The sequence below is a fragment of the Methylobacterium sp. AC433 genome, from assembly GCF_979253015.1.
On the sequence record NZ_CEEDBN010000001.1, the window covers coordinates 676,211 to 693,669 of the forward strand.

Annotated in this window: 17 protein-coding genes and 2 pseudogenes; 10 read left to right on the forward strand and 9 right to left on the reverse strand. The window is 64.4% G+C overall.

Annotated features, from left to right (window positions below; all coding sequences use genetic code 11):
- Positions 1–47: 47 nt before the first annotated feature.
- The 5 genes from AC0IWM_RS03315 to AC0IWM_RS03335 all read left to right on the forward strand — a co-directional run bounded on the left by AC0IWM_RS03315 (position 48) and on the right by AC0IWM_RS03335 (position 5,263).
- Positions 48–773 (forward strand): response regulator, encoded by a 726-nt coding sequence (locus tag AC0IWM_RS03315; RefSeq protein ID WP_471753048.1) that lies wholly within the window; start codon positions 48–50, stop codon positions 771–773.
- A gap of 5 nt (positions 774–778) precedes the next feature.
- Positions 779–2,152, forward strand: a complete 1,374-nt coding sequence (locus AC0IWM_RS03320) for an ATP-binding protein (protein WP_471753049.1) — start codon at positions 779–781, stop codon at positions 2,150–2,152.
- Positions 2,153–2,302: 150 nt separating this feature from the next.
- Positions 2,303–2,566, forward strand: coding sequence for a GCG_CRPN prefix-to-repeats domain-containing protein (locus AC0IWM_RS03325; protein ID WP_471753050.1), 264 nt, complete (start codon positions 2,303–2,305; stop codon positions 2,564–2,566).
- Between the two features lie 110 nt (positions 2,567–2,676).
- Positions 2,677–4,368: an omptin family outer membrane protease gene (locus AC0IWM_RS03330; protein ID WP_471753051.1), complete on the forward strand. Its 1,692-nt coding sequence runs from the start codon at positions 2,677–2,679 to the stop codon at positions 4,366–4,368.
- Positions 4,369–4,693: 325 nt separating this feature from the next.
- Positions 4,694–5,263, forward strand: coding sequence for a PAS domain-containing protein (locus AC0IWM_RS03335; RefSeq protein WP_471753052.1), 570 nt, complete (start codon positions 4,694–4,696; stop codon positions 5,261–5,263).
- 131 nt (positions 5,264–5,394) lie between these two features.
- Here AC0IWM_RS03335 and AC0IWM_RS03340 read toward each other — a convergent pair whose 3' ends face one another.
- The 6 genes from AC0IWM_RS03340 to AC0IWM_RS03365 form a co-directional block, all read right to left on the reverse strand.
- Positions 5,395–6,402 carry an aldo/keto reductase gene (locus tag AC0IWM_RS03340; protein WP_471753053.1) on the reverse strand — a complete coding sequence of 336 codons (1,008 nt, stop codon included), beginning with the start codon at positions 6,400–6,402 and terminating at the stop codon, positions 5,395–5,397.
- A gap of 150 nt (positions 6,403–6,552) precedes the next feature.
- On the reverse strand, positions 6,553–6,843 hold the full coding sequence (locus AC0IWM_RS03345; RefSeq protein WP_471753054.1) for a putative quinol monooxygenase: 291 nt from the start codon (positions 6,841–6,843) through the stop codon (positions 6,553–6,555).
- Between the two features lie 119 nt (positions 6,844–6,962).
- Positions 6,963–7,859 (reverse strand): NHL repeat-containing protein, encoded by an 897-nt coding sequence (locus AC0IWM_RS03350; protein WP_471753055.1) that lies wholly within the window; start codon positions 7,857–7,859, stop codon positions 6,963–6,965.
- 80 nt (positions 7,860–7,939) lie between these two features.
- The gene (locus tag AC0IWM_RS03355) at positions 7,940–8,806 is read right to left on the reverse strand and encodes an alpha/beta fold hydrolase (protein WP_471753056.1); all 867 of its coding nucleotides are present in this window, start codon (positions 8,804–8,806) and stop codon (positions 7,940–7,942) included.
- Complete coding sequence (locus AC0IWM_RS03360) at positions 8,803–9,822, reverse strand: NADP-dependent oxidoreductase (RefSeq protein ID WP_471753057.1); 1,020 nt, start codon at positions 9,820–9,822, stop codon at positions 8,803–8,805. Before AC0IWM_RS03360 ends, AC0IWM_RS03355 begins: the two co-directional genes overlap by 4 nt.
- 35 nt (positions 9,823–9,857) lie before the next feature.
- The gene (locus AC0IWM_RS03365; protein ID WP_471753058.1) at positions 9,858–10,652 is read right to left on the reverse strand and encodes an SDR family NAD(P)-dependent oxidoreductase; all 795 of its coding nucleotides are present in this window, start codon (positions 10,650–10,652) and stop codon (positions 9,858–9,860) included.
- A gap of 111 nt (positions 10,653–10,763) precedes the next feature.
- Here AC0IWM_RS03365 and AC0IWM_RS03370 point away from each other — a divergent pair, with 111 nt between their 5' ends.
- Positions 10,764–11,309: a TetR/AcrR family transcriptional regulator gene (locus AC0IWM_RS03370; protein WP_471753059.1), complete on the forward strand. Its 546-nt coding sequence runs from the start codon at positions 10,764–10,766 to the stop codon at positions 11,307–11,309.
- A gap of 177 nt (positions 11,310–11,486) precedes the next feature.
- Here the strand turns inward: AC0IWM_RS03370 and AC0IWM_RS03375 are convergent, their stop codons facing one another.
- Positions 11,487–11,891 (reverse strand): lysozyme inhibitor LprI family protein, encoded by a 405-nt coding sequence (locus AC0IWM_RS03375; RefSeq protein WP_471753105.1) that lies wholly within the window; start codon positions 11,889–11,891, stop codon positions 11,487–11,489.
- 147 nt (positions 11,892–12,038) lie between these two features.
- On the opposite strand from AC0IWM_RS03375, the gene AC0IWM_RS03380 reads away from it, so the two are divergent.
- Together AC0IWM_RS03380 and AC0IWM_RS03385 are read left to right on the forward strand one after the other, a co-directional pair.
- Positions 12,039–12,680 carry a lysozyme inhibitor LprI family protein gene (locus AC0IWM_RS03380; protein WP_471753060.1) on the forward strand — a complete coding sequence of 214 codons (642 nt, stop codon included), beginning with the start codon at positions 12,039–12,041 and terminating at the stop codon, positions 12,678–12,680.
- 73 nt (positions 12,681–12,753) lie between these two features.
- Positions 12,754–13,368, forward strand: a complete 615-nt coding sequence (locus AC0IWM_RS03385) for a hypothetical protein (protein ID WP_471753061.1) — start codon at positions 12,754–12,756, stop codon at positions 13,366–13,368.
- Here AC0IWM_RS03385 and AC0IWM_RS03390 read toward each other — a convergent pair.
- Entirely contained in the window at positions 13,355–13,732 is a 378-nt protein-coding gene (locus tag AC0IWM_RS03390; protein ID WP_471753062.1) for an MmcQ/YjbR family DNA-binding protein, read from the reverse strand. The genes AC0IWM_RS03385 and AC0IWM_RS03390 overlap by 14 nt on opposite strands.
- Before the next feature lie 15 nt (positions 13,733–13,747).
- A pseudogene (locus AC0IWM_RS03395) lies at positions 13,748–13,891 on the reverse strand (glyoxalase superfamily protein); the annotation flags it as partial.
- Between the two features lie 94 nt (positions 13,892–13,985).
- Here AC0IWM_RS03395 and AC0IWM_RS03400 point away from each other — a divergent pair.
- Both AC0IWM_RS03400 and AC0IWM_RS03405 read left to right on the forward strand, forming a co-directional pair.
- Positions 13,986–15,337, forward strand: a pseudogene (locus AC0IWM_RS03400) (IS3 family transposase).
- A 1,731-nt stretch (positions 15,338–17,068) separates the two neighbouring features.
- Positions 17,069–17,449 carry a helix-turn-helix domain-containing protein gene (locus tag AC0IWM_RS03405; protein WP_471753106.1) on the forward strand — a complete coding sequence of 127 codons (381 nt, stop codon included), beginning with the start codon at positions 17,069–17,071 and terminating at the stop codon, positions 17,447–17,449.
- Positions 17,450–17,459 lie beyond the last annotated feature (10 nt).

Genomic DNA, 17,459 nt, shown 5'->3' on the forward strand with positions numbered 1-17,459 from the left:
GGCCGCTTTCGCGTTGCGGCCCGGTCTCGTCGGACTATCCTCGTGGCATGTCCGACAGCACCATCATCGCCATCGTCGAGGACGACGACGACATCCGTACGCAACTCACCGGCTACCTGGAGAACGAGGGCTTTCGCGTGGTCGGCCTCGACGGCGGCGCGGGCCTCGACCGGCTGCTCGCGGCCGGACCCGCTCCGGACCTGATCGTGCTCGACTGGATGCTGCCCGGCGAGGACGGGCTTTCGATCTGCCAACGGCTGCGCGCAGCGAACGGCCCGCCCGTGGTGATGCTGACCGCCAAGGACGAGGACATCGACCGGGTGCTGGGCCTGGAGATGGGTGCCGACGACTACGTCTCGAAGCCGTTCAACCCGCGCGTGCTGCTCGCCCGCATCCGCGCCGTCCTGCGCCGGGCCGGCGCCGCACCGGCCACCGAACCCGGCTCGGAGACGCTGCGCGTGGCCGATCTCACCGTCGATCTCGCCGCCCGCATCGTGACGACCGGCGAGGCGGCCGCGGAGGTGCCGCTCACCAGCGCCGAGTACGACCTGCTGCACTGCTTCGTCACCCGGCCTCAGCGTGTGCTCTCGCGCGACCAGCTCCTCGACTGGACGCGCGGCCGGACGGCGGACGCTTTCGACCGCACCATCGACGTGCAGGTCAGCCGCCTGCGCCACAAGCTCGACGCCTCGGGCAGCGCGGCGGCGGCCCTGCTCAAGACCGTGCGGAACGCAGGCTACATCCTGGCCGCGCCGGTGGTGCGGGCGACATGATGGCGATGGCACGCATCGGCCTCCTCGGCCGGATCATGCTGATCCTTCTGGCCGCGCTCTCGCTGCTGGTGCTCGCCACCGTCGCGCTCGACTATTGGCAGCGCGGCCAGGAGCGGTCGCCCTACGCCACGCCCTTCCCCCGCCTCGATCAGGCCGCCGGCATCATCACCCTCGTGCGGGATGCGGACCCCGCGCAGCGCCCGGCCATCCTGAAGGCAGTGAGCGGCGAAGCCCTGAAGGCCGAGATCTCCGATGCGCCGCCCGACGAGGCAGCACTCATCCACGAACCCGTGCTCGAAGCACGCCTGCATCGGTTGACCGGCAATACGGCAGGCGGCATTCGCGCCTTCACCACGACCGATATGCTCTATCGCGGCAACGGTCCGGCGGACATCGGCGCAGACCATCGACACAGGGCCATCGGCAGTCTCTCGCTGGCCACGTACCGCCTCGCGGATGGACGGACGCTGGTCATCACCGCCATCAAGGGGCATCACTCGCTGATGCCGTGGCTGCTTGGTCAGCCGCTCAGCCTGTGGGTTGCCGTCCTCGGGCTCGTCGTCGCCGGGCTCGTCCTCGTCGGCGCCCGTCACGAACTCGCTCCGTTACGGCGGCTGACCGAAGCCGTTTCCCGCTTCGACGGACGTGCGCCCGAACCGACCCTCATCCCGCAAGGCGCTCCTGAGATCCGCCGGCTGTCCCAGGCGGTCCAGGCCATGCAGGAGCGCATCGTCGGCCTGATGGGCGAACGCTCCCTGCTGATCGGCGCGATCTCCCACGACCTCAAGACCTACCTGACCCGTCTGCGCCTGCGGGCCGAGGGGGTGGCCGAACCCCAGCGTCGCGAGCGCCTGGTCGAGGACCTCGACGCGATGACCGCCCTGCTCGACACCTCCCTCGGCTTCGCCCGGGGCACCGCGGTCGAGGTCGGCCGTGCGGCGGTCGACCTCGCCGACCTGGTGGCGGTCGAGGTCGCCGAGCATGCCGCGCAGGGCGTGAACATCGATCTGATCGGCGAAGACGTGTCGGATGCGGTTGTCGCCGGCGACGCGGTCGCCCTGCGCCGGGTCGTCGCCAACCTCATCGGCAACGCCGTCAAGTTCGGGCGCTCGTCGGTTGCGGTCGCGGTGCGCCGCGCTGGGACGGTCTGTGAGGTCGTTGTGGAGGATGACGGCCCTGGCATCCCTGAAACCGAGCGGACCGCAGTGTTCAGTCCGTACTACCGGATCGAACGCTCGCGGAACCGCGGGACCGGCGGGACCGGCTTGGGGCTCGCCATCGCCAGGCAGATCGCCGAGGCGCATGGCGGCACAGTCGTGGCTGGCGCATCGCAGCTCGGCGGCGCACGACTGGTGGCGACCCTGCCCGCCATCGCCTGACGACCAAAGCTGCGCGCCGTTACAAAACGTTACGCGGAGGCATCCGTCCGTCACATCCGAGAAGGAGCCCGTGACGATCATGTCCTCATCGGTCGCGGTAAAAGACATCAACGCAGCGACCGCTCAAGAGAGCAGAAAGGGACACAACCGATGATGAAGATCCTCGCCCCGGCCGCCTTCCTCGCAGCCCTCGCGATGCCCGCCGTCGCATCGCCCTTGATCCAGAATGCCGTGTCCGACGGATCGGACGGTGCGCGTATCATCCAGGTCTATGGCGGCTGCGGCCCTTATGCCCACCGGGGTCCCTACGGCGGCTGCCGGGCCGGCGGACAGGCCGGCGGGTACGTTCGCGGCGCCTCCTGCCCCGCCGGCTTCCACATCGGTCCCTACGGCCGTCGCTGCTGGCCGAACTGAACCCGTCGCATCTCGTCGCGACCGAGCGTCCGGTCTCGTGCCGGACGTGCAGTCTGAGCTGACTCTGCGAAACCTACGAAAGCAACTCCAGGGTCATCGAGGTTGACGTCATGCGATCCATCCTTGTCGCACTGCCACTTCTCGGTCTGGGCTGGTCTGCCGTCGACGCAGCAGGCCTGCCGCAGCAAGCGGCACCGACGGCAGCTTCGATGCCACTGTTTTCTTGGACCGGCTTCTACGCGGGCGTATTCTTTGGCTATGGTTCACTGGACGCGAGTGGCACACGGCGTTGTATCGATCCTGCCGGCGTCTCCGATGGGCTGGGATGTGCTCGATTCCCTGCGCTGGCGCCGCCCGCTCGGGCAGAAGACCTCTCAGCGGGAAGTGAGGTCGGCTTCAATTTTCAGCTCTCGCCCGGCTTCGGCTTCGTGATCGGTGCCGCCGCAGACTATCAATCCACACGAATGCGCGGCTACGGGGAGAGGGAAGGCTTCCTGCGCGCATTTCCGAACGGCCCGCGTCTGGATGCCTCCTATCACTTGGGCCAGCGTCTGGACGGGCTCGGGAGCTTTCGAGCCAAAGCTGGCTACGCCTTCGACTGCCTGTACGTCTATGGGACTGGCGTCATCGCCTATGGCGACGTCCGCATCGATGTCGACACCACCTTTGCCAGAGAGCTGAACTTCGATGGTCTCCAATCACGTGGCATCGGCAGCGGGCTCCGCCTCGGTTACGTCGTTGGTGGCGGAGCCGAGTACGCGATCAGCCCACACCTGTCGGTGAAGGCGGAGGGTCTTTACTACGATCTTGGCGAGCGAACGGTGTTCAACCAGACGAGGCTGGGCGACGGGGTCTATGGCGGCACAATTGGTACTCACGGCGCGATGGCCCGTGCAGGCCTGAACTACCGATTCGGTGACGGCGCCCCGGGCTTCGGCCTGCTGGAAGACGTTCGTTCGGTCCTGGACCCTGCTTCCTACGTGCCGCTCCCGATGTCGGACTGGGCGTTTGAAACGGGAACCCGCTACTTCAACAGCTCCGGCCGCTTCCGGTATCGATTGGGGGACCCCGTCGTCGCCGGGCAAACGAATTCGCGACTGACCTATCGTGATGTCGATGCGCATGCAGGCGAAAGCTTCATGCGGATCGACAACCATCCGACCGGACTGTTCGTCAAGGCATTCATCGGGTCTGGCATCCTCACCTCCGGTCGACAAACCGACGAAGATTTCCCACCGTCGTTCAAGCCCTACTCGCTCACGACGTCGAAGATCCCTGATGGCGACATGGGCTACGCTGTCGCGGATGCCGGCTACGATTTCCTGGTCGGAGACAACTACAAACTTGGCTCCTTCGCCGGTTACCAATACGTCTCGGAGTTCATCGACGCCTTCGGCTGCGCGCAACAGACCGGCGGTATCTTTTGCGCTGCCGCTGTGCCGACCAGCCAGAAGATCTTTACCCAAGATGCGCATTGGCACGCCCTGCGCGTCGAGCTTGCGGGGGAGTTGCGCTACAATCGCCTGAAGTTCTCAGCCGAGGCTGCCTACCTGCCGGTGGCAAACCTGTCGGGTTTCGACCATCACTGGCTTCGGTCCCTCATCAACCCGCTTCCGCAATCCGGTTCGGGCGACGGCTACTTCCTACAGGGCCAAGTCACCTACGACTTTACCCAAAAAATCAGCATCGGTGTTGGCGGTCGCTACTGGGCGATGACGACGGATAGTGGGCGTACGAAATTTCCCCTTTCACTCCCGAGTCCGACGAAGCTCGAAAGTAATCGTGCCGGGGTATTACTGTAAGCATCCTGCAGATTCACCGATAAGAGCTTCGATCTCAACCAATTTCTACCAAGTCCGTAAATCCACGCATCATGGCGCTGCACGACGTACGATGCGGGTCGGTGCAGTGAATAGGAGCAAGCCGGTCGCATTTGGCGGAAGGAAGCGGCCTGACACGCGTAGACCATCCGCGTTCCTAGAACCTGCGCCGGATGCACGTTGGCGGAAGAAACGCAGTCCGTTGCATACGCAGACGTCGCTTCAGCCTGGACCAACATTCCCGACAATTGTAAGACCAACTTTCACGGCTGACCCGACGCTGAGAAGACCGCCGCGAGGCTTCACCATGATCGCATCGAACTTGTCACTGACCCGCGCGCTCGATGCCGGCGGTGTCGTCGGGACTTGGCAATGGCGCCTCGTGGACGGTGGTGTCGTGCTCGACCGGGGATCGGCGGAGCTGCTGGCGGGCGATGCCAGGTTGGCCGGCGAAGTGCTGGACCTGGACGTCTCCTTCGCCTGTCTGCATCCGGACGACCTTAACCGGGTCATGGCGCTCGTCGACGAGCACGGCCGCCGCGGCGGGTCGAACGCGATGGAGTACCGGGTCCGCTCTCACCAGGGCGAAGTACGCATGCTGTTGGATCGCGGCCGAATCGTCGAGGAGGCGGACGGGACGCGGACGGCCTACGGCTTGCTGCTCGACATGACGGATGAGCTGACCCTGCTCGGACCGCCTGACCGCGCGGGCTCGCCCCCCCTGGCCGAGATCGCCGAGTGCTGCCTCGGTATGCACGAGGCACTGGCCCGCTCTGGCACGCCCTTCATGATTTTGCTGCTCGACATGGTGCTGCTCGAACTCGGTCGTGGGATCGCAGGCTCTCAAATAGGGGCGCAAGCCACACCCATGCATTGAGGTCGTCATTGGGGAAGGGCAATCGGCAGCGACGACCTCTTTCGAAGCTCCTGCCGACCGTGGGGATCACCTAATCGGTGCGGAGCCGACGTTTGACGGCAGATGTGTCTCCAACGTCGGCGCGACGGTGATCATGCTACGGCGTGGCGGAGCACGGCTTCACCCCACCACGTCCTCCGGCGTGCAGGTGGGGCGGAAGCGATGCCGCTCGCCGCATCGAGCCTGTCGAGATGCTCAGGCGAGAGCTCTAGGGCAGTCGCACCGAGATTGCTCTTGAGCTGGGCGAGGGACCGTGGCCCGATCATCGGCACGGTGCCATGCGTTCCGGCCCATGCCACTGCGACCTGATCCGGTGTGGCACCGAGCTCGGCCGCGACCGCGAGCACCCTATCGAGGATGTCTGTCCTCTGCGCGGTGTCCTCGGGCCGGAACACCTTTCCGCCGAATCCCTCGGCACGGCCCTTCTCACCCTGCCGGTACTTGCCCGTCATCATCCCGCCGCCCAGCGGCGACCAGGTGACGACGCCGAGCCCGAGAGCCTCCGACGCCGGAAGCAGGTCGGCCTCGGGATGGCGGTGAACCAGGCTGTGCTCGAACTGCGCCGCGGCGATGGGCACGGACCGGGTCATCTCCGCGACGGTGACCGCACGGGACAGGCGCCAGGCGGCGAAGTTCGAGAGGCCCGCGTAGAGGATCTTGCCGGCACGCGCGAGGTCGTCGAACCCACGGACGATCTCCTCGGACGGCGTGAGGCCGTCGGGATGATGCGCCCAGTAGATGTCGATCCGGTCCGTCCGCAGCCGCTTCAGACTCGCCTCGACCGATGCGACCATCGCCTTGCGGCTGTTGCCGGTGACCAGCCGGTCGGCGTTGGGCGACGAGCCGCTGGTGTACTTGCTCGCGAGCACGAAGGACTCGCGTCGCCCGGCCAGGAGCTCGCCGAGGAGTTCCTCGGACTGGCCGAACTGGTAGACGTCGGCGGTGTCGATGAAGTTGCCGCCGGCCTCGGCGTAAGCGTCGAAGATGCGCCCGCTCTCGGCGGCATCCGCACCGTGGCCCCAGCCGGTGCCGAAGGTGCCGGTTCCGAGGGCGATCTCGGATACGCGCAGGCCTGTCCTGCCGAAGACATCGTATCTCATGGCTCAAGCCTCCCTTGAGAATTGGGAAAAGTCGCGTCGAGACATGGCGCCGAAGATTTCGAGGGCGCGAGCGGCGAGCGCCCAGGGCGCTTCTGGTGCGCCTCGCAAGATTCGACGGTCCGAATGCCCGATGCCGGGACGTCGCGCCCTTCAGGCGAATGGGACGCCGGTCATTCGACGGATGGCGAGATGATCGCAGAGCGGCTTAACGGCGCCGATCAACGCTCGGAAATGTTCCGTCTCATTGTGTGCGGCGATGGCCGCCTCATCCTGCCAGATCTCGTAGACGAGGAACCGGCCGGGCCGTTCCGCCTCTTCGAGCGGCTGATAGACGACGTTGCCCGGTTCGGCGCGACTGGACCGCGCGCACGCGCCCAGGGCCGTGCGGACGGTGACCTCTTGGCCAGGTTTGGCGGTCGCTTCGGCGACGATGGTAATCATGGGTTTTTCTTCCGTCGGCTAGAGACGCCCACCGCAAAACGGATCACGCGGTAGCTGTCGATCATGCCCGGGGTGCGCGGGCGGCCCTCAGGAGTTCGAACGAGACGTGTGCGAGCGCGTCAGGGCGTGGGGACCGCGCGCAACTGGAAGGTGGGGGTCTGCCCCTTCTTCTCGGGGTTCATGAGGTAGTCGACCTGGCCTTCCGCCACCCAAACAGTATTGCCCACCCGCGCCAGGCCGGTCGGACCGGCGAGATCCCGGATCGTCTCGATCTCGGCTCGGTCATCGACGACGGTCATCTTGGATAGGGGGCCGGCGCCTTCGACCATGAGGAACCCGGCGCCGTCTGCCTTTAAGCCATCAGGGAACTTCAGCGGTCGAGAGGTCTGGAGATTGGTGACGGTCCCGGCCACGCCTTCCTTGGCCTCGATGCGGAAAAGCTCGCCGCTGAGGAACGTGTTGACGTAGAGCGCGCCGTCCCGTCCGAAAGCGAGGCCGTCGAGCCCGCCTTTCAGACGGTCGTCCTGCACCCAGACTTCGAGCTCGGATGCCCCCTTGCTCAGGCGCAGGATCTGGGGCTGCAGGGTATTCGAGAGGTAGAGGGCGCCATCGGGACCGAGCGTCAGGTCGTTGCAGAGCGAAGGCTTCGCGGGAAGCGGGATGCTGACCTTGCCTTCTCCGGTAGCGAGGTCAAATCCCTTCACGAACGCGCCCTTGATGGCGTTGGGACCCGCGACCCCGAGGGGCGTCGCATCGTTGGAGCAGACCCAGAGAAGGCCCGACCGCTCGTCGGCCAGAACGCCGAACGTCGAGCGCGTGTCGAACGCACCGGGCTTGATCCAGGGCTCGGCGACATCCGAACCGGCCTTCACGCGGACGATCCCTCCGTTTGTGAGACTACTCGCATACAGGGTCCCGTCGGCGGTCGCGGTCAGGCCCTCGGGGAATTGCGAGACCGACGAGAGCGAAATCGAAGTCGGAGAGGCGTACGCGGCGAGTGTGACGCCGATGACCATGGCGACGCCGCCGAGCAGGAGCTTGCCGACTTTGGGACGTGGGGCTTGCACATCATCCTCCATGTTTGTCCGCGACGGGTTCAGGCGTCGAGGAAGGCGACGGCCTTCCGCGTGAAGTCCTTGTGGTTCTGGAAAATGCCGCCGTGACCCGCGTCGGCGTAGAGGACCAATTCAGCATTCGGCAGACGCCGGGCCATGTCCTCGGAGTTGATGCTCGGCACCATGATGTCTCGGTCGCCGTTCGCGACGAGGACGGGGTGGGTGATGCGCCCGAGCTCCTGCGGTGGCTGCCTTCCCCAGGCGTGGATCGCCCGCACTTGCTTCTGCAGCACCCCGAGACCGACGGGCCTGTCCCGATCCGACCGGCGTTCCTTCAGCCGCTCCAGGAACTCTCGTGCGGCTTGACGGCTCGTCTCGGACGCGGTGAAGAAGAGGTAGGTCTTCGGGTTCCTGAAGGTCGCGAGCCCCTTCAAGATGAGCGGCCAGGACACGCTGCCGACCCGGTCGATGCCGACGCCGCCGGCGGGGCCCGTGCCGGCCAGGATGATCCTTCGGACCAGGGCGGGCTCGCTGAGGGCCACCTGCTGGGCCACGAACCCGCCAAGGGAGAACCCGAGAAGATCGACGCGGTCCAGCCCGAGGGCGCGGATGACCGCGACCGTGTCGCCGGCCATCTCTGCCACTGTGCGGGGCACCTCTCCACCCGAGGCACCGACCCCGCGGTAATCGAGTGCGATGACCGGCCGGCTCGCAGCCAGGCCGTCGACGATGCGCGGGTCGAAATTGTCGAGATTCGCGCCCCAATGGTTGAGCAGCACCACGGGCACGCCCGCCGAAGGTCCGAGCAGCCGGTAGGCGAATGTCGTTCCCGCTGCAGTGACGCTACTGTTCGATGCAGCGGTCCATTGCGATGGGGAGGATGCAAGCTGGGAGACCGACATGTTCATGCCGCCGCTCCTCCCGAATGCAGTTCGACCACGACCTTGCCTTTGGACCTGCTGGCCTCAAGCTCGGTCAGGGCCCGGTCGGTCGCCTCGAACGGCACCACCCGGTCGATGACAGGGCGGATGGTCCCAGCCTCGATCAGCGTCGCGATCTCCGCCAGTTGAGCGCCGCTCGCGCGCATGAACAGGAACGCGTAGTCGACACCGCGTGCTTTGGCCTTGCGCCGGATGCTGAGGCTTAACAGACGCATGAGCTGTGTGAGTACCCAGTTCAGGCCTTGTGCCTTGGCGAAGGCCAGGTCTGGAGGCCCGGAGATCGAGATCAGCTTCCCGCCCGGTTTGAGGACGTCCAGGGACTTCCGAAGCGTCTCGCCGTCCAGGCTGTTGATGACCACGTCGTAGCCGGACAGGACCTTCTCGAAGTCCTGTCGCCTGTAGTCGATGACGGTATCGGCGCCGAGGCTCCTGACAAGGTCGGCGTTCGCCGCGCTCGTCGTAGTCGCCACCGTCGCTCCAAGATGCTTGGCGAGCTGGATCGCGAAGGTGCCGACCCCGCCGGAGCCGGCGTGGATCAGCACTTGGTCGCCCGGCTTCAGCTCGGCCAATTCGACCAGGGCCTGCCACGCCGTCAGCCCGACCAAAGGAATGGACGCCGCCTCGGCCATCGACAGGTTCTTCGGCTTCAAGGCGAGGTCTGCCTCGTCGACCGCGATGCGTTCGGCGAACGTGCCGATCCGCCCGTCCCGGGGCCGTGCGTAGACCGCGTCGCCGACCTTGAAGCGCCGGACGTTCCGCCCGATCCGGATGACGGTCCCAGCGAGGTCGTGGCCCAGCACGAACGGAGGACGGTACTTGAGGAGTGCCTTGAACTCACCGTTGCGGATCTTGGCATCGAGGAGATTCAATCCGGCTGCCTCGATGGCGATGAGGACGTCGCCGTCGCCCATCGCCGGCTCGGGCATGTCACCAAGCCGGAGCAACTGCTTCTTCTTGTAGCGGTCGAGGATGAAGGCTCTCATGGTTGCCGGATCTCCGAGTGTCGAGGATGGGCGCGTCACGAGGCGGAGGCGGAGGCGTAGCGCGGGGCCGGGTCGACGGTGCCGAACCCGGGGATCATGGCCTGTCGCGCCGCCTGGAAGGCGTCCCACTGGCCGGCGTCGTGTAGGTGCGGGATCGTCACCGGCTCGCGGCGGTCGAATCCGGCCAATGCGGCGTCGACTAGGTCGCCGACCTCCATCATCGGCGGGAGCGAGGCGGCGTCCGCGCCCGCACGGGTCCAGATCTCGGTACGGGTCGCCGCCGGCAGCACGGCCTGGACGTAGACGCCCTTCGGGCCGAGCTCGTTTGCCAGCCCCTGGGACAGGAACTGCACGAAGGCCTTGGTCGCCCCGTAAACCGTCGAGTTGAACTCCGGTATGAGTCCGACCACGGACCCGATGTTGACGATGGCGCCCTCGCCGGCCTCGGCGTAGCGCGGCGCCACTGCGCGAGCGAGGCGCATCACGGACGTGGCGTTCAGGGTCACGAGGCGTTCGATGTCGTCCGGCGACTGCTCGACGAAGGAGCCGCCGACATTCGCACCGGCATTGTTGATCAGGATGCCGATGCGGTCGTCGTCGCGCAGGCGCGCCTCGACTGCTCGCATCTCACCCAGGTCTGTGAGGTCGGCCTTCACCACGTCGATGGCCACGCCAGTCTCTCGACGGAGCCTGTCGGCGAGCTCGTCCATGCGCACCTTGTCACGCGCCACCAGTACGAGGTCGTGGCCGCGCCGCGCGAACCGGTCTGCGTAGGTGGCGCCAATCCCGGATGAGGCACCCGTGATAAGGATTGTTGGCTTGGCGGGCATTGCAGTGAGACCTTTCCGAAGCACGCCATTATTTATGACGGCGATCATGATTGAAGTTTGATATGATCGCCGTCATATAAATGTCAACGGCTTCGACGAGGAATTTTTGAGATGCGCGTCACCCAGGATCAGATGCGGGAGAACCGCCGCCGTATTCTGTCCGAGGCCAGCCGCCTGTTTCGCGAGAAGGGTTTCGAGGCGGTCGGGGTCGCCGAGGTCATGAAGGCCGCGGGCATGACCCACGGCGGCTTCTACGGCCACTTCTCCTCGAAGGAGGACCTCATGGCCCATGCTATCAAGTACGCGGCGACCGAGAAGACCGGCTCGGATGGGAGCCTCCTTGCTTTCCTGGCAGCCTATCTTTCGCCGGCCCACCGGGACGACGCCGCCGGCGGGTGTCCGATGGCCGCCTTGGCGGCCGACGTGCGGCTCCGGCCGGCGCCCGCACGCTCCGCCATGACCACCGGTATTCGCTCGCAGATCGAACGCATCGAAGCGGCACTTCCGGATACCGGCGCCCGTGACCGCCGCCGCGAGGCAATCGGCACCTATTCGGCCATGCTGGGAGCGATCATCCTGGCGCGCGCGGTCGACGACATCAGACTTTCTGACGAAATCCTAGATGAAACGCGTAAATGGATGGATCGCAACCCCTGATTTCGCTAATAGAAACGACGGCGCTTTCTTTATTCATGCCCCGCGGAGCAATTGAGATCAGGATCAGCGGTGTTTTGGGTTGAGCAGCAACGACTCCTTCCGCGATCTCGATGCCGTTAATGTCAATGGCGGCGAGCGCCTCCTGGGCATTCATCGCGGACACTCCGCAGAGGGACGTTATCTTTCGCAAGATAGGTCGCCGCCGGGACACGCGGCTTGTTCGATCAGGTCGCCGGTCCTGCGCTCGGTCAAGGCGACGGCACACCCCCCGAATAGCATCGGTATGATGGTCCCGTTCCTGTCCGGGTGCTCGGCGTCGTAACCCGTCTCCAGGTTGCATTCGAGCTCTCGGAAACGCCGCCATGCCTGCTGCGCCAAATCAAGGTTGCGCCGCCCCAGAGGGTCGAGCTTGGCCTGCAAGGCGTCATGTGCCCGGTTCAGGTCGGCCTCCGCGGCATCCAGCTTACGTTTCGCGCATATCGTCCCATCTGCTTGGTTCGGCGCGTCTGCGCAGAGCGCCGGCACCTGCGCCGAGGCGACGGTCGGCCAGAGGGTCAGCAGGACGACGGCCACTCGCAGCATCAGGTTCAATCCTGCCAAGTCCGGCACGCTGTGGTCTCGGCGCCGGACCCCGGGGCCATAAAGACTATGCTGACATCGTGAGTTCTAAAACCGTCCGAGGCGGTGCTAGTCTCATACCTTCGTCGAGCAAGGATCGGGAGCCGAGACATGGCGAGGCACGACCGGAATGCCTGTGCCGCCGCAGCGTTCGTCGCAGTTGCCATCGCCACGACGCCGGCCCCTGCGGCCAGCTTCGACTGCCACAAGGCCGCATTGAGGACGGAGCGCATTATCTGCTCCGACGCCGCCCTCGGCGCCCGAGACGAGATCCTGTCGAAGCTCTACGTCGCTGCCTTGCGCGAGGATCCGACTGGACCCATCAAGGCCAGCCAACGGAAATGGATAGCGAAGGCCGGCGTATGCGAGACCGGCGCATGCCTCGGCGACGCCTATGACGAGCGGATCGAACGGCTCCTGCGCACGAAGGGTGGCAACGGGGCGGCCACGCATTTCTTCACCGGGGAATTCGACGGCAACAGCGGCACGCTCGACGTGGTCGGTCCGATCCATGGATTCGCCTACGTCTCGCTGGTCTCGACCTATGTCGGGCCCGGTGGCGCGGAGAACGGCGACATCAACGCCACCGGTACCGGCGGTTTCCTCGACCTGCGCCGGGGGAACGCCGAAATCACGGATCGCAGATGCATCGTCACGCTCCGTCCCGAGAGCCGGGACGCGTGGCAGGTCCGTCAGCACGGGACCTGCGAGCTTCCCTGGGGAACGGGCTTCGCCGGCACCTATCGGCCTTGAGGATCGGCGGAGCGCAAAATGAGATGTTTCGCTGGAGGCATGTCACCGGCCACGACCGAGCAGAGTTGAGCTTATGCCTTATCGCTCGGTCGGCGCACTGTTCATCATCGCGTCGTTTGCGCCTCAGACAGCGTCGGCGGAGCGATGCCTCACGGCCGCCGACATGCCCAAGGGCGTCACCCTGCATCAAGGGACTTCGACACTCCGCATCAGGGCCGCCGGCGAGCACGAGATCAGGACCGAGACCACCACGAAAGGCGTCGGGACGTTCGTGGACACGACCTATGACGGTCTCATCCCAATCGGGTCCGGGCAGGTGCTGGCCGACGGCGCCACGACCCGCAAGTTCGTCTATCCGACGGACTACCGTGCGTTTCGACCGGAGCCGGGCCAGAGCTTCACCTACGACACCGTCTACTGGACCGGGGGATGGTTTTTCGGGATCGAGAGCACCGACACCACGAACCTGAGGGTCGTCGGGCGCGACGCAGTCCGTATCGGCGAGTGCGTTTACCCGACCGTCCTGGTCGAGCGGATCGTCGCCGAGGGCATGCGCGGGATCATGAGCGATCAGGTTCCCACGCCCAAGCTCTCCCGGCTTCAGTTCTCTCCCGATCTCCGTGTCGTACTCTCCGTGCATCGCGCGATTGAGCCTCCGACGGCGCCCGACAGCTTCACCGCCGACTGAAGTCGCTTAAGGCGTCACGCCCCTCCTTGTGGGCATCGCCGCTCCCGGATCTTCGTCGCGGCAGGCGATGGGCCGCCGCCAGGGCCGACAGCAGCGTGGCCTCGTCGACGGCAGTCAGATCGCACCGCGTCGCTCCCATTCGCCCCCAACCTCCCGGTACCGGCGCGAACGCCTTTGGTGCCTGCTCGCAGTAGAAGTCGCGGTGATCGGGGTCGAAAATTAGGTTGAGGTCATTGCCGGCATCGTCCAGCGTGGCGAAGGTCTTTCGCGGCGTTCGGAAGGCCGTGCGGTGGAAGTGCGGCGCCGAGCTGACGGCCTCCAGGGTGGCGATGAGCGCCATCACGCGTGCGATCCCGACGGCCATCGCCCACTCGTCCTCTCAGCCGCTGGCGGATCGGACCGCCTTGTGTCCGACCCCCTCGTCCCGACGCTGGCAGAATCGCAGGCGGTTGCCGAATGGATCGGCGACCTCCAGCACGTCGCCCCACGGGGCCTGGTCGATACCCGGCCGGGCATAGCCGTAGTGCTTGCCTGTCCGACGTCAGCACTTGTGGGACAGATTGTGGGTCTTCACGAACGGAGGATGGCTGGTTCATCGTAGCCCCTGAGTAGCGAAGATGAAGCAGACATCCGGACCGGCCAAGAAGCCGGCAGAAGCGGTGATCAAGGACATCCGTCGGGCCACACGTTGGCAGTTCTCCTCTGAGGAGAAAATCCGCGTGGTGTTGGAAGGCTTGCGTGGCGAGGACAGTATCGCCGAGCTGTGCCGACGTGAGGGGATTGCCGCCTCGATGTACTACGGCTGGTCCAAGGAGTTCCTGGAGGCTGGCAAGAAGCGCCTGTCGGGAGATACGGCTCGTGCGGCCACCACGGACGAGGTGCGGGATCTGCGGCGCGAGGCGGGGGCGCTGAAGGAGGTCGTGGCTGATCTCGTTCTGGAGAACCGCCTGCTCAAAAAAAGTATGAGTGGGGCTGGGGGCGACGAGGCATGAGGTACCCGGCCAGCGAGAAGCTGGAGATCATCCGGCTGGTCGAGCAATCCCATCTGCCGGTGCGCGCCACCCTGGGCAAGCTCGGCATCACCCGCTCGACGTTTTACCGCTGGTACGACGCTTACCAGCGCGGCGGCTCCGAAGCGTTGAAGGGCCATCCTTCACAGCCGAGCCGGGTCTGGAACCGTCTACCTGCGGAGATCCGCGAGCAGATCGTTGCCCTGGCTCTGGAGCAGCCTGAACTCAGCCCGCGGGAAGTGGCGGTGCGCTTCACCGACGAGCGGCGCTACTTCGTCTCGGAAGCGACCGTCTACCGGCTCCTCAAGGCTCAGGACTTGATCACCAGCCCGGCCTACATCGTCATCAAGGCCGCCAATGAGTTCCGCGACAAGACCACCGCGCCCAACTAGCTTTGGCAGACGGACTTCACCTACCTGAAGGTCGTTGGCTGGGGCTGGTACTACCTGTCGACGGTGCTCGACGACTTCTCGCGCTACATCGTGGCGTGGAAGCTCTGCACCACGATGCATGCCAGTGACGTCACCGCCACGCTCGACCTGGCGCTGGGTGCGGCGGGGCTCGATCAGGCGCGGGTGATGCAGCGGCCACGCCTGCTCTCCAACAACGGGCCGAGCTACGTCGCCAGCGATCTGGCCGACTGGCTCGGCAGCCGGGGCATGACCCATATCCGCGGTGCGCCTTGCCATCCGCAAACGCAGGGCAAGATCGAGCGGTGGCACCAGACGCTCAAGAACCGTATCCTGCTCGCACACGCCTACTTACCTGGCGAACTCGAAGCGCGGGTGGCGGCCTTCGTCGAGCATTACAATCACTGCCGGGCTCACGAGAGCCTGGGCAACCTCACGCCCGCTGACGTCTACTTCGGACGCGGCGAAGGGATCCTGGCCGAGCGGGAACGGATCAAGCGTCAGACCCTCATGGATCGCCGCTTGCGCCACCACACGCACGCTGCCTAGCCTGTTACCCCAGATGGACCAGAGCCTCCGCTCCTGAACGCCGCTGAATGTCCCAAATCATCTGACGACAGACAAATGGCAGCGCTCGCTATAAAGGCATCGATCTGAAGCCTTTCCACGAGCCTGAAGGCCACTTCTGAACCAACCGGAAGCGTATGCAGGGGTGGCAGCCGCGATGGCTTCTGCCCTTGCCCCGCCGGGTGGGGGAGGGGCACGAGATGGCCCACCCAGGTTTCCGCTTGTCTCGACAGACACTTACGCGTCGCTTTCCAATCCGGGTGGGGGTGGGTCTCCCCAAAACGCGAAGTTCCCCCTGAAGCACTTCTCCCCTTAAGGAGAGTTCGACGGAAGTGGTCCACCTCCCCCACCCGGCTTGATTGTGTGGCAGCTAAATGTCTGCGCCACCATCTGTTTTCGGAACGAATAGCGGATTACCCATCCCCCACCCACGGCCCACCATCGCACCTCTACTAGCTGGTGCCATCCATGTGGCTGCTGAAGGGAGGGGAGGCGGCCGTCACTTCAGCCTCAGCGAAACAGCGCTAAGTTGCGACTCTGTAGTTTTCACCGGATGCTTGAGTGCCGACCGGCGGGCTCCCGTAGCGACCCTCGACCCTGCTAAACAAACATCAAAGTACTGGTAATGTGTTGCGAAAGAGCGATGCTCTAATCGGCCGTTAGTCGGTTTTCCGCATTTTCTTGAAGCCGCTAAAACGGTTAGGTCCTTACAGCACCAGCAAATAAGGGAAAATGCTGGTTTATGCATCAGCTCATAGCGCGAAGAGCGTAAGAGTGAGTTCGTCGTGAAAAACTCGACGGCCTGTGGTCCGGCTAGGCGCCATGTGCAGACATCAGCCTCGTGCCCGGAAGCAGACGTTCCGTTTGCGACCCAACCCGGCCACCTGGATCGCCATGAGCGCTTCTCATAAGCGGTCAGTCGTCGGCCGTCTAGTAACTTCGGCTCGGGGTGGCCACCGGACCTTGGTCTTGCTTCCGGGTGCGGACATTCCGCATCCGACTCTGAAAAGCCATTCCACGTGTCATTAGAAAATTGCCGCTGACGGAGGCATAGCGGACCTCCGAGGGAACAATCACTGGGGATCGGGAGCCTTGTGGCAACACCCAGCTTGTTCGTTGTGCGCAGCCAGGTAAAATGCGAAGCAGGTCAAGTCACCGCACGTGTGACGCAACATAACGCGACGTTTGGGAGGATGCATAATGGCGAACATTGTTCGCCCGGTAAGTTCTTGGAGAGAGCATACGCCTCATCCTGCCACGGTCCTACACCACGAAGAGCCCGAATGGGAATTCCGTGAGCTGGAGTACGGCCCTGGTGGAGATTGGGATGTCATCAGTTCGCGCTTGCATGTCGCCTCTCACCTCGACCTCATTCGGCAGCGTTTAGGCTCGGGCCGCCTCCCGTTTCAGCTCGTCGCCCCGAGCACGGCAGTAAGTGCTCCTGGAGACCACCTAGCTGGCAGCTGGCAGGGCGTGGGAAGAGGCCAGCACGTTGTGATCTCGCCAGGCTTTGTTGCGGCGGCATTTGAGCGAGACATGGGTCCCGACACGGTTTTGAGACGGCACTTCGCTTATCAACGGGAACCAGATACGGCTGATACGATCATCCAAGGACTGATAAACTCTATTGCGTTGAACCTTCGTTCCGGAAATTCCAGCGGTTCAGTCTTCATGGAGACTGTCGTGTTAGCGATCGTTCATCATTCTCTGCGAATGCCATCGTTTTCGATTTACGCTGGAAGCAATAGAAAGGGACTATCGAAGTCACAAATAACAATCATAATCGATTTAATCGAGGCACAAATAAAAGAAAACTTAAGCCTTACTCAAATGTCATCGGCCATAAATGTTAGTACACGTTATTTTTGTCGAGCATTTCGTCTATCAACTGGAGTGTCGCCCCATCAATTTATCATCAATCGCCGCGTTGAAATTGCCCGTTGCTTAATTGAAGGTGGTACCATGTCACTCAGTGAGGTCGCCCACGCGGCTGGGTTCAAGGATCACAGCCAAATGTCAGCGACCTTCCGAAAAGTCCTCAAGTTGGCTCCGTCACATTTTTGCAACGGGCGCTCAACCCCGCGCAGAATGTAATAAGTCTCAG